Origin of the sequence: Pelomonas dachongensis (genome assembly GCF_043555865.1) — a bacterium.
Taxonomy (GTDB): Bacteria; Pseudomonadota; Gammaproteobacteria; order Burkholderiales; family Burkholderiaceae_C; genus Pelomonas; species Pelomonas dachongensis.
Genome location: NZ_JBIGHY010000003.1, coordinates 22797 through 36891 on the forward strand (window position 1 = coordinate 22797; position 14095 = coordinate 36891).

The 14095-nt window shown below is 70.2% G+C and carries 11 protein-coding genes; 6 read left to right on the forward strand and 5 right to left on the reverse strand.

Annotated elements, in window-relative coordinates:
- The first annotated feature begins 252 nt into the window (after positions 1-252).
- Complete coding sequence (locus tag ACG02S_RS09350; protein WP_394470708.1) at positions 253-594, forward strand: guanyl-specific ribonuclease; 342 nt, start codon at positions 253-255, stop codon at positions 592-594.
- 56 nt (positions 595-650) lie between these two features.
- The gene (locus ACG02S_RS09355; protein ID WP_394470182.1) at positions 651-1046 is read left to right on the forward strand and encodes a barstar family protein; all 396 of its coding nucleotides are present in this window, start codon (positions 651-653) and stop codon (positions 1044-1046) included.
- 217 nt (positions 1047-1263) lie between these two features.
- Here ACG02S_RS09355 and rsmA read toward each other — a convergent pair whose 3' ends face one another.
- The 3 genes from rsmA to ACG02S_RS09370 are packed head-to-tail and all read right to left on the reverse strand — an operon-like array spanning position 1264 to position 5672.
- The gene (gene rsmA, locus ACG02S_RS09360) at positions 1264-2046 is read right to left on the reverse strand and encodes a 16S rRNA (adenine(1518)-N(6)/adenine(1519)-N(6))-dimethyltransferase RsmA (protein WP_394470183.1); all 783 of its coding nucleotides are present in this window, start codon (positions 2044-2046) and stop codon (positions 1264-1266) included.
- Between the two features lie 54 nt (positions 2047-2100).
- Positions 2101-3411 carry a peptidylprolyl isomerase gene (locus tag ACG02S_RS09365; protein WP_394470184.1) on the reverse strand — a complete coding sequence of 437 codons (1311 nt, stop codon included), beginning with the start codon at positions 3409-3411 and terminating at the stop codon, positions 2101-2103.
- Complete coding sequence (locus ACG02S_RS09370) at positions 3408-5672, reverse strand: LPS-assembly protein LptD (protein WP_394470185.1); 2265 nt, start codon at positions 5670-5672, stop codon at positions 3408-3410. The genes ACG02S_RS09365 and ACG02S_RS09370 overlap by 4 nt, the downstream gene beginning before the upstream one ends.
- Positions 5673-5873: 201 nt before the next feature.
- Between ACG02S_RS09370 and ACG02S_RS09375 the strand changes: the two genes are divergently transcribed.
- Positions 5874-6425, forward strand: coding sequence for a hypothetical protein (locus ACG02S_RS09375; RefSeq protein ID WP_394470186.1), 552 nt, complete (start codon positions 5874-5876; stop codon positions 6423-6425).
- Positions 6426-6428: 3 nt separating this feature from the next.
- Here ACG02S_RS09375 and ACG02S_RS09380 read toward each other — a convergent pair whose 3' ends face one another.
- Both ACG02S_RS09380 and ACG02S_RS09385 read right to left on the reverse strand, forming a co-directional pair.
- A complete protein-coding gene (locus ACG02S_RS09380; protein WP_394470187.1) occupies positions 6429-7376 on the reverse strand; it encodes a LysR family transcriptional regulator in 948 nt (315 codons plus the stop codon).
- Positions 7377-7387: 11 nt separating this feature from the next.
- Positions 7388-8863 (reverse strand): M20 family metallopeptidase, encoded by a 1476-nt coding sequence (locus ACG02S_RS09385; protein WP_394470188.1) that lies wholly within the window; start codon positions 8861-8863, stop codon positions 7388-7390.
- Between the two features lie 88 nt (positions 8864-8951).
- Here ACG02S_RS09385 and ACG02S_RS09390 point away from each other — a divergent pair, with 88 nt between their 5' ends.
- The 3 genes from ACG02S_RS09390 (at position 8952) to ACG02S_RS09400 (ending at position 13889) form a co-directional block, all read left to right on the forward strand.
- Complete coding sequence (locus ACG02S_RS09390; RefSeq protein ID WP_394470189.1) at positions 8952-10724, forward strand: GGDEF domain-containing protein; 1773 nt, start codon at positions 8952-8954, stop codon at positions 10722-10724.
- A gap of 79 nt (positions 10725-10803) precedes the next feature.
- On the forward strand, positions 10804-12141 hold the full coding sequence (locus tag ACG02S_RS09395) for a hypothetical protein (protein ID WP_394470190.1): 1338 nt from the start codon (positions 10804-10806) through the stop codon (positions 12139-12141).
- Positions 12138-13889 carry an MORN repeat-containing protein gene (locus tag ACG02S_RS09400; protein WP_394470191.1) on the forward strand — a complete coding sequence of 584 codons (1752 nt, stop codon included), beginning with the start codon at positions 12138-12140 and terminating at the stop codon, positions 13887-13889. The genes ACG02S_RS09395 and ACG02S_RS09400 overlap by 4 nt, the downstream gene beginning before the upstream one ends.
- Positions 13890-14095 lie beyond the last annotated feature (206 nt).

The following is a 14095-nucleotide window of genomic DNA, read 5'->3' on the forward strand; positions in this document are numbered from 1 at the left end:
TTGCAGTCGGAAAAGCGTGTCACAACGCCGACACGACTCAATTGAATCAAGCACTTAACGAGGTGTGAGCGCAGGCTCACATACCCCCACTCGCGCCTTCACCACTGAGGGCTGGCTTGAGCTTTCGGGGCCGCTTCGGTACCATGTTGGTTTCGAATTCAGGGTAAACCCGTGTTCTTGCTCCCGTGGTTGAGGCGTTCCGGCGCCTTGGCGGCCACCACCGCCCTGCTGATTTCCGGCTTTGCCGGCAGCGTGCAGGCCAAGGAAGCAGCACCCGGCACCGTGCCTGCTCTGGCTGACATCAGCTTGAGCGCGCTGCCCGTCCAGGCCCAGGAAACGTACCGCCTCGTCCACGCGGGCGGCCCGTTTCCTTACAGCAAGGACGGCACGGTGTTCGGCAATCGCGAACGGCTGCTGCCCCGCAAGGCGCGCGGCTTCTATCGCGAATACACGGTCAAGACCCCTGGCGCGCGCAACCGCGGCGCCCGCCGCCTCGTTTGTGGCGGCGAGCCGCCCCGCGCGCCCGAGGTCTGCTACTACACCGCCGATCACTACGCCAGCTTCCAGCGCATCCGCGCGGCAGCGGCGCGGTGAAGAGCGAGCGAAGACGAGTTTTGGCAGTTTTGTGACTTGAAAGGAGGAACGCGACCATGCTTTTGCAGACCGTCCGTCCCAATATCGTGCAGGCCATTCGGGCCTACCGGGTCGAGGACTTGATGCAGGCCGCCCACGAAGCGGGCCAGCATTTCCTGTACGCCAACCTGTCGGAGGCGCAGTCCAAGCAGGACGTCCTCGACGGCATCGCGCAGGCCTTCCTCTTCCCCGCCCACTTCGGCAAGAACCTGGACGCGCTGCATGACTGCATGACCGACCTCGTGCACAAGGCCGGCAGCCAGCCGGGCTTCGTCGTCGTGCTGGAACAGCTGCCGGACAACGTGCGTTTCGACCGGGAGGCCCGCGAGCAGCTGCTCGATGTCTTCCGCGACACGGCCGACTACTGGGCGGACAGGAAGGTCGCCTTCCGCTGTTTCTATTCTTTTCAGTAGCCCGCTCCCAAGAAAACGGGTCATGGGAGCGGGCTGCTGAGGTGGCCCCGGTGATTGAAAAGCCTGCCAAGACGGCGAAGACGACGATTGGCAACCCCAACTTCGGCGTGAACATGCCGATGATGTGCAGCGCCTTCGACACGTCCATGTGGCTGAGCGCAGCCTGACGGCGTCGCGCGCACCACGATGAAGAACGGGACCCTCGGGTCCCGTTTTTTCATGGCGACGTCGGCAGCTCCAGCGCCAGCGCGACGAACTCGGCGACCGGCACCTCCTCGGCGCGGCGCTGGAGGTCGAAGCGGCCTTCGTAGCCGCGTTCAGCCAGCCACTTGCCCAGGCTGTTGCGCAGCAACTTGCGGCGTTGCGAGAACGCACTGGCGACCAGCGCACCCAACAGCGCCGCATCCAGCGCCGGGGGTTCACGCAGCGGCTGCATGCGCACGATGGCTGAATCTACGCGCGGCGGCGGGTCGAAGGCCTCGGGCGGCACGTCCAACACGGACTCCACGTCGTAACGCCACTGCAGCATGACGGAAAGGCGCCCGTAGTCCTTGCTGCCGGGCCCGGCAGCCATGCGGTCCACCACTTCCTTCTGCAGCATGAAATGCTGGTCCACCACCACGTCCACGGCGCCCAACAGGTGGAACAGGATAGGCGTGGAGATGTTGTACGGCAGGTTGCCGACCACACGCAGCTTCGCGCCCTTGGCGGCGGCCAGCGCGTTGAAGTCGACCTTGAGCACGTCGCTCTCGATGACTTCCACGTCGCCGCGCGTGCGCAGCCGTGCGGCCAAGTCGCGGTCGAGTTCGATGACGGTCAGCGGCGCAGCACCTTGGGGGATGCGCGCCAGCAGCGGCAACGTCATCGCCCCCAGGCCGGGACCGATCTCGACCAGCGTCTGACCCGGCTGCGGGTCGATGAGGTCGATGATCGCGTCGATCAGCATCCGGTCCGTCAGGAAATGCTGGCCGAAGCGCTTGCGCGGAATATGCGATTTCATGGATTCACCCAGCCACTGCCGTGGAGCCGGCTTTGCCGGGCCGCTGGCAGTGCGTCAATCCAGCCACTCGCGCACCTCAACGAACGCCTTGGCGCGCAGGTCCGTGACCCACTCCTTGTAGGCTTCGTCGTACTTCTGCTCGCGCAGCGCGCCGCGAGCCTGCTCCCGCAGCTGCTTCGGGTCGACGTCGACGGAGCGGCGCTCCAGCACCTGGATCAGGTGCACGCCAAAGCGCGACACCACCGGCCCGGAGATGCCGTTCAGCGGCAGTGCGTTCATCGCTTCCTCGAACTCCGGTACGAAGCCGCCCGCGCCCATCCAGCCCAGGTCGCCCCCGGCCTCGGCGCTGCCGTCCTCGGAGTTGGCCTTGGCGATGTCCTCGAACTTGGCCTGGCCGGCCTCAATCTGGCGCTTGTACTCGGCCAGCCGGCGCGTGGCGACCTCCGCGGTCAGCTGGGCCGACGGCCGCAGCAGGATGTGGCGTGCGTGCGTCTGCAGCGTCTGGTTCAACGACGCGGAGCCCTGGCGCTCGATGACCTTCAGCACGTGAAAGCCCGCGCCCGTGCGCAGCAGCGTCGGCGCGACCTGGCCCGTCTTCAGGTTCTTGACGGCGTTGACGAAAACATCGGGCAGGCGGTCGGCGGGACGCAGGCCGATCTCGCCGCCGCGCGCCTTGTTGCCGTCCTCGGACACCTCACGTGCAACCTTGGCGAAGTCCTCACCCGCCAGGACGCGCGCCAGCGCCGCTTCGGCCTTGGCACGGCGCTCGGCCACGAGACTTTCCGCCGCTCCGTCGGGCACCGGCACCAGCACCTGGGCCAGGTTGATCTGGCCGCTCTGCTCCAGCGCGGCACGGCGCTTGTCCAGCCAGGCGTCAATCTCCGTGTCGGTGACCTTGATGCGGCCCTGCACTTCGCGCTCGCGCACGCGCTCGGTCATCATCTGGTCGCGCAGGTTCTCGCGGAAGCTTTTGTAGTCGGTGCCGTCCTGCTTGAGCCGCTCGCGCAACTGGGCCATCGTCAGCTTGTTCTGCGCCGCCACGTTGGCGACCACGCGGTCCAGCTCCGCCTCGTCAACACGGCTGCCGTTCTCGCGCGCATGCGTGATCTGCACACGCTCTTCGATCAGCGCCTCCAGCGCCTGCTTGCGCAGGCCGGCCGTCTCGGGCATGGCCTCGCCACGCTGGCGTGCCTCCTGGCGCAGCCGCTCGGTGCGCTGGACGACCTCGCTGGCAGCCACGACGTCCTGATTGACGACCGCGGCGATGTAGTCCCCCGGCTGCAGCGTGGGCGTCTGGGCGGCGGCGTTGAAGGCGGCCAGGGCCAGCGTCACGGCAAGGATGGAGGGAGCGAGGCGATGGATCATGGTAGGAAATCTGAACTCGCCGAGCGGTCGGAGCTCAGCCTGCGGTAACCGGGCACATTGTCCTTCAAGACTTTCAGGGCATTGGAGCCGAGCTGGGACAGGCCGACGAGCTCCAGCTGCAACATCATGCGCGTGTTGGTCTCGGCGCGGCCGGTGGACAGCCGCTCGACGCCGAAGCGCAGCAGCCAGCAGCCGGCGTCGTACTCGAAGCCGGCCACCGAGTCGGTCAGGCGCTTGTCGCGCAGCGAATACTGCACGCGCCCAGCGCTGTACCAGGCGCCGCCGCAGCTCTGGCCGTTGGCGCCGCGCTGCGTGACCGGCGTGCCGTAGATCGGCCATTGCCACGCGAACTCGACCTGCTCGCTCTGCGCCCGTGCCAGACGGTAGGCCACGCTGACCGTCTTGTACGGCCCCGGCGAGTAGCGCGCCCGCACGACCGAGCGCTCGAAGCGGCTGGTTTCCGGGTTCAGCTGCAGCGTGCTCTCGGCCCACCAGCGTTCGTCCAGTTGCGCAGCCGCAGCCAGCAGCAGGTCGGAAAAACGCTGCGTGACCGGCTGGCCGTCAGGCGTGACGCGCTGGTCGCGGAACAGCACGCGCTGCACCGCGCCCACGCGCAGGACTTCCCCGCCCTGCGACGCGCTGATCCAGCGGCTGGTGGCGCCAAAGCTCAGCGAGTGCAGGTCCGACACCCGGTCAACGCCCGAGAACTGGTTGTCGGTATAGATGGAGTCGAAGTTGAAATCCTTAGGCGCGGCGTCGAAGTTGGGCAGGCTGAGCTGCTCGCGGTACGGCGTGTTCACGTACAGCAGGCGCGGCTCCAGGCTCTGGCGCATCGCGCGGCCGAACAGCTTGGTGTCGCGCTCGAACACCCAGCCGTGGTCGATGCTGAACGTCGGGATGACGCGGTTCACGCGGCGCCGACCGTCGTCCAGCGCGCGGTCCAGGTCGTACGCCGCGGCGTTGACGGCCACTCGCGGGATGAACCACCAGCCTTCACCACCGACCGGCGCGGCCACATGGCCCAGCGCATGCATTCGCTGGCCGCCGCGTGCCTGGGCCGGCAGCGCCGAGCCTGGCAGATCAAAGCGGTTGTATTCCAGCTCCAGGCTGCCTTCCAGCCGCGCCTTGCGGCCCCAGGGCCGGAAGCTATCCAGCACTGCCTCGTCGGCCGCCGTCGTCACGCGCACACCCAACTGGGGGCTGCGCTGGTAGGGCGAATCGAACTGCGCCAGCGCGTCCGTGCCCTGCAGCGTCTGCCAGTGCTGCAGCCGCGCATAGGTGTCGATGACGCCCCAGGACAGCTCGCGCTGGCGGGCCAGCCGGAAATCGCTGGGGAGCAGCCGCGGCGTCTGGCTCTCGACGCGACGCGACAAGTCCTTCCAGTAATCGTCGTCGGACACGCGCTCGCTGTTGAGCCGGTAGCGCCAGTCGCCCAGCCGGCCGTCATTGGCCAGCCGCAGCGACCAGCGCGAATCGCCGAAGACGCGATCCTTGGGCAGGAGGCCGATGTTGATCTGGCCGGCATGGCCGGGCTCCAGGTAGCGGAACTCACCATCCACGCCCACACCGCGCTTGGTCATCACGAACGGCGCGATGGTCGCGTCGCGCTGCGGCGCGATGTTCCAGTAGTACGGCACGCCAAGCTCGAAGCCGCTGCGGTTGTCCAAGAAGATGTTGGGCGGCAGCCAGCCGGACTTGCGCGCGGAGCTGAGCGGGAAGCTCAGCGCCGGCGCGGCCAGGATGGGCACGCCCTGGAAGCGCAGCACCGCGCCCTCGGCCTGTCCCTCGTTGCCGGCCAGGTCCAGGCGCAGCTCGCGCGCTGTGATCTGCCAAGCCGGCTCCCGGTTGTCCACCACGGGGCAACTGCTGTAGCTGCCGTCAGTGGCGCTGAGGTGCTCGCTGTCCTGGAAGCGCACGATCTTCGCCTTGCCCGCGCCGCCTGTGGCCGCGAGGTAGAAGCTGGGTGTGAGGAACTCGCCCTCGAAGCGGCTCACGTACATCTGCAGCAGCGGGCCGGTGAAGATGTTGCCGTTGTGGTTGATGCGCACCTGGCCCTCGGCCCGCGCGAAATCGTCGGCGACGCGGTAGCTCAGCTTGTCCGCGTTCAGCAGCATCTCGCCGTAGCGCAGCTCCACCTCACCTTCGGCCTCAGCCTGCTGCTCGGTCTGCGCGGCGATCTGCCGTGCGCTGATGGCCAGCGCCGGCCTGCCGGCGCCGGGCTTCAGCGGCGCGCCCAGCATGCGACTGGTCTTCAAGGTCATGCCCTCGTCGGGCAGGGCCTGTTGGGCGTGCGCCGACCCCCAGGCACCCAGAGCCAGGGCAATCAGGGCGGACAGCGGAGCGGGAAGGGGGGCGGAGGGCGGGCGCGGCACGGGCGGCAGGAGGGGGCTACAGGCGCGCGCATCCGGGTGGATTGCCGGGCCGCCTTCTTAGAATTTCATTATCCACGAGCCCCCGCTGCCATGACATCCCCGACCGCCGACCTCATCGTTGCACTGCAAGCCAGCCCCGCCGACCACGACCGGCTGATGCGCGCCGCCTGCACCGCGCTGCTGGCCGACACCACCGCACCCCAGCCGCCCGACGCCGACGCGCTGCGCGCGGGCATGTCGCGCATCGCCGACACCGGCCTGGACGTGGTGTTGCAGCGCCTGCTGCTGGATGCCCCGCAGGGCTCCCCGACCGACGCACTGGCAGCGCTGCTGCGCCCCGCCGAACTGTCCTGGGACGAGCCGCAGGAAATCGACTGGGCCGTGCGCCACTGGCAAGACTGCCGCGCGGCCGGGCTCCTCGATGAAGAATCGGCCGCCGACTTCGGCGAGTACTGGCGGCGCATTGAGTGGAGCGCGATGAGGCACCACCTGGCGCTGCTGGGCCAAGGGCACCCCGAAGAGCGCCGGCTGCTCGCCCGCATCGCCAAGATCTCGGCGCGCTATGTCGCCCTCGGGTTTCTGAAGCGGGCGATGGAAGCGCGCTACCCCGAGTTCTTCGACCTGGGCTTCAGCCTGCGGTAGTCCTCAGGACCGCGTCGCGCAGCCCGCTGCCACCAGCCACGGGTCCCTGTCCTCGCCGCCGAAGATCTGCAGCAGGAAGTCCAGGAAGGCGCGCGTGCGCGCCGGCACGTACTTGCGCGTGGGCATGCCGGCCCACAGCGTGATGCTGAACAGCCGCCACTGGGGCATCACGCGCTCCAGCGCCTGCTCCAGCAGCGCGTCCTCGACCATGAAGCTGGGCAGGCCGGCGATGCCCAGGCCGTGCAGGGCGGCGGCGTAATTGGTGTCCATGTGCGTGGTCGACAGCGTCGCGCGGCTCGGCAGCATGGGCAGCGTGATCTCTTCGCTGCCGTCGCCGCGCTGCAGCGTCAGGCCGCGCGCCATCGCGGCCGTGGGCGGCACCAGCGCATCGTGCTGCTTCAGGTCGTGCGGATGCTCGGGCCGGCCGCGCCGGTCCAGGTAGTCGGGCGACGCGCACAGGATGAACTCGCTGCGCGCCAGCCGGCGTGCCACGAAGTCGCCGTCCAGCGGTTCGCGCGCCTGCCAGAGGGTCAGGTCATAGCTGTCGTCCACGGTGTCCACCGGGCCCGGCGACGTGATTTCCAGCGTCACGTGCGGGTAGTCGCGGTGAAAAGCCGGCAGGTGCTTGGCCAGCTGGTGCACGGCGATGGCCGGCGGGCACAGCACGCGCAGCAGGCCGCGCACCTCCTGCGTGGCGGAGGCGGCCAGCGCCGCCGCCTCGTCCACGTCGGAGAGGATGCGCCGCGCGCGCTCCAGGTAGGCCTCGCCGATCTCGGTCAGCGACAGCCGCCGCGTCGTGCGGTTCAGCAGCCGCGTGCCCAGGTGGTCCTCCAGCTCGGCCACCAGGCGTGTGACGACGGCGGGCGCCAGGTCCAGAGCCCGCGCGGCGCCGGCGAAGCTGCCTTCGTCGATGACGCGGACGAAAACGCGGATCGCGCGGAGCTGGTCCATCTCCTCGTCGTTCAGGGATGCGCTGCCATGACCTGCGCGACGGCGGCGGTGAGTCGCTTGCCGTAGGGCACATGCAGGAACTCGTTGGGGCCGTGCGCGTTGCTCTTGGGGCCCAGCACGCCGCAGACCATCATCTGCGCGCTCGGAAAGCCCTTCTGCAACATGCTCATCAGAGGGATGGTGCCGCCCTGGCCGATGTAGCCCACCGGCGCGCCGAAGTGCGCCTGGCTGGCGTCGTTCAGCGCCTGGCTGAGCCACGGCGACAGGTCGGGCGTGTTCCAGCCCGTCGCGCCGTAGGCACCGGCGCGGCCGTCGGGCGTGAACGTGACCTTGGCGTTGTAGGGTGCGTTGTCTTCGAGCAGCGCCTTCAGCTTCAGCGCCGCCTCGTTGCCGTCCACCAGCGGTGGCAGGCGAAGGCTGAGCTTGAAGGCCGTGTACGGCCGCAGCACATTCCCGGCGTTCTTCAGCTCGGGGAAGCCGTCGGCGCCCACCACCGACAGCGTCGGCCGCCAGGTGCGGTTCAGCAGCACCTCGACTGGGTCGTCCGTCACCGGCAGCACCGGGCCGCCGTCCGCGCCACAGGCCCAGGGCATGCGCTTGTAGACCTCGTCCTTCAGGATGGCCGCGGTCGCCTGCGCCTGCTCCAGGCGCACGCCCGGGATTTCGCAGTGGAAACTGTCCGGCAGCAGGCGGCCGGTCTTGCTGTCCTCCAGCCGGTCCAGCACCTGGCGCAGGATGCGGAAGCTCGACGGCACGGCACCCGACGCGTCGCCGCTGTGGATGCCCTCGGTCAGCACCTCGACCTTCAGCACGCCCGACACCATGCCGCGCAGCGAGGTGGTGAGCCACAGCTGGTCGTAGCTGCCGGCGCCGGAGTCCAGGCACACCACCAGCGACACATTGCCCAGGCGGGGCTTCAGCAGGTCCAGGTAGGCTGGCAGGTCGAAGGAGCCGCTTTCCTCGCAGGTCTCGATCAGCCCCACGCAGCGCGGGCGCGGGATGCCCTGCTGGTCGAGCGCCATGATGGCTGTCAGCGACGCGTAGACCGCGTAGCCATCGTCCGCACCGCCACGCCCGTACAGCAGGCCGTTTTCGTACTTGGGCGTCCACGGACCGAGGTCGTTGCGCCAGCCGCTGAACTCGGGCTGCTTGTCCAGGTGGCCGTAAACAACCACCGTGTCTTGCGAACCGGCCTTGGTGGACGGCACCTCGAAGAAGATCACCGGCGTGCGGCCGGGGATGCGGATGACCTCCAGCTTGAGCCCGGCGACCTTCTTGCTCTCGACCCACGCGGCGGCCTGCGTCAGCACCTTGTCGATGTGGCCGTTGGCGGCCCAGTCGGCATCGAACATCGGGCTCTTGGCCGGAATGGCGATGTAGTCGGTCAGCGCCGGGACGATCTCCTCGTCCCAGACACGTTCGGCAAAGGCCCCAAGCGCGGTCGCTTCGTCGGCTTGCAGGGGCAGGTGGGGATCTCGTGCGTTCATGGCGTACTCCTGTCGGTGCGCTCGTGGCGCGCCTGTGGACGGCCAATGAGTTTAGGCGCTCCCATAATGCGCCGTCACACGTCACCTCATGCGCCTGACCCGCCTGTTCCTGCTGACCACCGGCCTGTTGCTGGCGCTGGTTTCCGCCCTGCTGCTGCGCTCAGTCTGGGCCGACTGGCGCCAGGTGGCCGCGGCCGAGCTGGGCCTGGCGGCCATGCAGCGTGCCTACCTGGGCATGAAGGTGGCCGAGAAGGCGTCGGCCGAGCGCGGCCCGGCCATTCCGGTGCTGAACGACACGCAGCCCGCCGACCCGGCCAAGCGCGCGCGGCTGCAGGAGTTCCGCCGCATCACCGACGCGTCATTTGACGAGGCGCTGGCCGCGCTGGGGGACTCCACCGACCCGGCCTCGCTGTCCGCCCGCGCGCAGCTGGCGCAGGCCCGCCAGCAGCTGGACCGCGCCCGCGCCGAGGTCGACCGCGTCGCCGCGCTGCCGCATGCGCAGCGCAGCGCGCCCGGCCAGCGCCTCACGCGCGCGCCCATCGACCTGATGTTCGCCGTCATCGACACGGTGCTGGCCGGCGTGACGACGCAATCTGCCGCCGCCGAAGCCATCTACCCGGAGCTGGCGATGCCGCTGGTCGGCGCGCGCTATGCGGCCGAGCTGCGCGAGTACGCCGGCCGGCTGGGCTCGCAGTTCACGACCCCGCTGGCCACCGGCCTCGCGCTGGGCCGCGAGGAGCAGCGCGAGATCCCGCTGCTGACGGGCCGCATCGAGCAGCTGCGCAAGCTCATCAGCCTGCAGGCCCGCGCCAGCCGCGCCGAGGCACCGCTGCAGGCAGCCATCGCCAAGATGGAGGCGCAGTACTTCGGCACCGACCTGCCCTTCATCGCCGTGCTGACCGAACGCGGCCTGGCCGGCAACGACTATGGCGTGGACTCGGCCTCGTTCGTGGCCCGCTACGTGCCGCCTATGAAGAGCATCGTGGAGCTGCGCGACACGATGTTCAGCGCCGCGCGCGACGCGGCCCGCCAGCGCGTGGCCGACGCGCGCACGCGCATGGCCATCAACGCCGGCCTGGGCCTGGCGGTGCTGTGCATCGAGCTGGCCGTGTTCCTGCTGATCCGCCGCCGCGTGCTGCAGCCGTTGCTGCGCATCACGCGCGCCATGAACGCCGTCATGGAAGGGCGCGACCTGCCGGCGCGCGCGCTGGCCCGGGTGGTGCGCGACGACGAGATCGGCGACATGAAGCGCGCCGTGGTGGCACTGCAGGCCGCCACGCAGCGCCGTCGCGAGCTGGAGGCCGAGCGGGAGCAGCTCATTGCCCAGCTGCGCCATGCCAGCGACACCGATTTCCTGACCGGTCTGCTGAACCGACGCGCCTTCACCGAGCAGGCGGCCGGGCTGCTGGCGCAGGCGCGCCGCCATGGTTGGCCGGTGGCCCTGATCGTGTTCGACCTGGATCATTTCAAGCGCATCAACGACCAGCACGGCCACCCGGCCGGCGATGCCGCCCTGCGGGCGGTGGCCGACATCGCGCGCGGCCATGTGCGCCAGGGCGAGCTGCTGGCCCGCCACGGCGGCGAGGAGTTCATCCTGCTGGCGGTGGACTGCCGCGCCAGCGAAGCCCGCCAGCTGGCCGAACGGCTGCGCCAAACGCTGGCCGACGCGCCCATTCCGCTGCCGGACGGCGTCGTGCTGCACGTGACGTCCAGCTTCGGCCTGGCCTGGGTCGAGGCCCGCCGCATCGCCGACCTGGACACGCTCTACCGCGATGCCGACCGCGCCCTCTACCGCGCCAAGGCCGAGGGCCGCAACCGTGTGTGCAGCGCCGCAGACCCGCAGTCGCTCGACGTGACCTAAGCACGCCTGGCCGCAGCGGCGACGCCGGATCGGGGAAAACGACGGCCCGACCGGCACGTGCTGAACGTAGGCTCGCCGCATGCGTCTTCTGCTGCTGTTGCTGGCCGCCCTGCTGCTCGCCGGCTGCGCCTCTGGTCCCAAGTTCACCATCGACGACGGCCGCAAGGTCGACGAGACCCTGCTCGCCGGCATGCGTGCGTACGGCGCCGGCGAGCGCCTGATCCGCCCCGCCATCGCTCGCAGCGCGGCGCTGCAGGACAAGGTTTGCGACAAGCAGTGGGAGCTGCCCTTCGCCGTCGCCACCAGCGAGGGCTGGAGCACAGACGACCGCGTCGCCTGGATGCGCGCGCTGCAGGTGGACGAACGCCTGACCGTCATCGCCGCCACGACCGACTCGCCGCTGCCCACGGGCACGCGGCTCAACCATGTCGCCGGCCAGACCAGCGACGACGGCGAGAAGCTGCTGGCGTGGCTGGCCGAGGCGCGCGACGCCGGCAAGCCCTTCAACGTCGGCACCACGGCAGGCAAGGCGGTGCAGATCCAGCCCTTCGAGGTCTGCCGCGGCTACACGCGCTTTGCGCCGCCCAGCACGCCGCAAATGCAGGACTACCACTGGCTGCTGAGCCTGCACCCGCTGGAGGTCACGCTGGCCGAGCCCACGCCCGACGAGGCGCTGTGGCTGGTGCTGTGGACGCAGGGGCTGTCCGAGGAGGGCGGCGCGCGCATGAAGACCTACCACTACGCGGTCAAGATTGCCGGCACGCTCTACAACCTCGCCACGCTGGCCTCGGGCGTGAAGGCCGCCGCGCTGGCGGCTGATGCCGCCCTGAGCGCCGCCAAGAGCGCCGCGGCCAACGTGGCCAGCGAGTACCTGAAGAACCAGCTCATCGAGCAGGGCCGCGCGCTGGCAATGCAGCGACTGCGCGAAGGCCTGGTCGACGCCGCGCAGCAGCTGACGCGCCAGCAGGTGCTCGACGTGATGCAGGCGGCGGCCGCCAACCGCGGCTCGCTGAGCGGCATCTCGCGCATCGCAGCGACGGCTTTCGAACGCGCCGACGCCTGGGCCTTCACGCGCATGGCCGCGCTGGGTGCGCCGCCGCTGGCCGGCTTCACGCTGCACCACAAGCTGGTGCAGCGCAGCCTGGCCGCCAACTCGATGGTGTTCGACGCCGAGCGCTTGGCCGCGCTGAACCAGGTGGCAGCCGCCCGCGGCTTCGAGGCCGAGGTGACGGCCATCCTCGGCGGCTTGCGCGCCGACGCGTTGATTGCCGAGATCGGTGCGATGCCGCTGGCCTCGGCACAGACCCGCTTCTCCTTCGACAACCCCGACGACCCGGGCGCTGGCCGTTTCTCGCGCGGCCTGGTGGACGCCCTGTTGGACATGCCTGCCGAAAGCGGCGCCCGCAAGAAACCATGAAGTTTGCCCCTGCCCTGCTGTTGATCGCCGCGGCCACCGCCGTGGCGCAGATCCCGCCGCCCGAACCCGCGGCCTCCGCACCTGAGGCCTCCGCACCCGAGCCGCAGGCCGCGCCCGCGCCGCCGCCGCCCAGCTGTGCGCAGCTGACCAGCCGTGCGCTGTCCGCCGACCTGAAGGCCGCCACCGCGCAGTCGCAGCACCAGCCGCTGCAGGCCCAGGTCCAGCTGCACGACGCGGCCGTGGCCCAGTGGGGCGCGGCCATCACGGCCTGCGACGGCCGCGCGCGCGACCGCGCCCAGCGCAACCTGGCCGACAGCCAGAAGGCGCACGACGCGCTGGCCGAGAAGCTGCAGGCCGGCAGCCAGTGCGAAGGCGCCCACCGCGACGCCGGCGCGCTGCAGGAGCTGGCACGCAACGCGTTCGGCGAGCGCCGCTTCGGCGACGCGGCCAGCCTGTACCGCAAGGCCGAGGGCATGTGGGAACTGGCCGCCGAACAGTGCAGCGGGAGCCAGCAGCAGACCGCGCAGCGTCGCCGCGAGCAAAGCGAGATCGACGGACACAACGCCGAGTTCTGCGCGCCGCCGTTCGACCGCGCGCGGGAGTTCTCCACCAAGCTGCGCAACACCGGCGCCGCGCTGCCGCTGGCCGAACGCCAGACGCAGAGCCAGATCGCCGAGACGCTGTGGCGCGACGCGGCCGGCTTGTGCAAGGGCAGCGCGCAAGACCTGGCGCTGAACAACGCCCAGGCGCTGGCCCGCGAGCGCGGCACGCCCTGGGTGGCCACCGCGTTGCCCGGGGCGACGCCCAGGCCCCGGCTGCCTGCAGCCACCACGGCCGTTGCTGCAGCGGCCCTCAAGCCGGCCACGCCGTCGCCGGCCGCAGCCGCCCTGGCCACGGCACCGGCCCTCGCAGCCGCAGCCACCACCACGACCGCCTTGCCAACCGCGGCCGCGCCGCCGCTGCGCCAGGCCGCCGCCACACCCGTCGTGCCGCTGCCGGCCACACCGGCCGCAGAACCGCCTCTGTTCGACCGCACGGCCGGCGACACGCGCTACGTGGGCCGGTTCGTCCGCGAAGCCGACGACACGGTGACCGGCACGGGCCGCGTCGAATGGAAGAACGGCGATGTCTACGAAGGCCCGCTGACGCGCAGCGCGCGCAACGGCGTCGGCGAGATCCGCTGGGCCACCGGCCAGCGCTACAAGGGCGACTGGGTCAGCGACCGCGCCACCGGCCAGGGCCTGATGGTGTTCGCCAACGGCAACCGGTTCGAGGGCTCGCTGGTGGACGGCCAGCCCGAGGGTACGGGCAAACTGACCTACGCGTCCGGCGACATCTACACCGGACAGATCCGCCGCGGGCTGCCGCACGGCAAGGGCAGCTACGTGTGGGTCAGCGGCCAGCGCTACGAAGGCGACTGGGTGGACGACAAGCCACAGGGCGAGGGCCGCATGCGCTTCGCCAACGGCAACGCGTACGAAGGCCAGCTGCTGGCCGGCCTGCCGCATGGCCGCGGTCGCATGGTGTTCCCGGGCGGCGACATCTACGAGGGCACGTTTGCCGACGGCAAGGCGCACGGCAACGGCCACTACGCGTGGAAGAGCGGCGAGCGCTACGAGGGCGCGTGGTCACGCGGCCTGAAGCACGGCGCTGGCGTCTTCCACTGGCCCACCGGGGACCGGTGGGAGGGCATATTCAAAGACGACGAGCGCACGGACGATGGGCATGTGGTGCGCCAAGGGAGTTGAGCGCAGGGGTGCTCCCACCCGCGTTACGTGTCGCCCAGCGCCTGCCGTTGGTATGCCGGAATCTCCAGCAACAGCAGTGCACGATGAGCGCGGCCGACTCCCTGCCCGGAGATCCGTGGGGCTCAATCCAGGTGCCGCTGGCACGCCGCCGAACGCGGCGCCAAGGCACGCGACGCCGCCAGTGGTCAGACTGCGGACCGACAGTT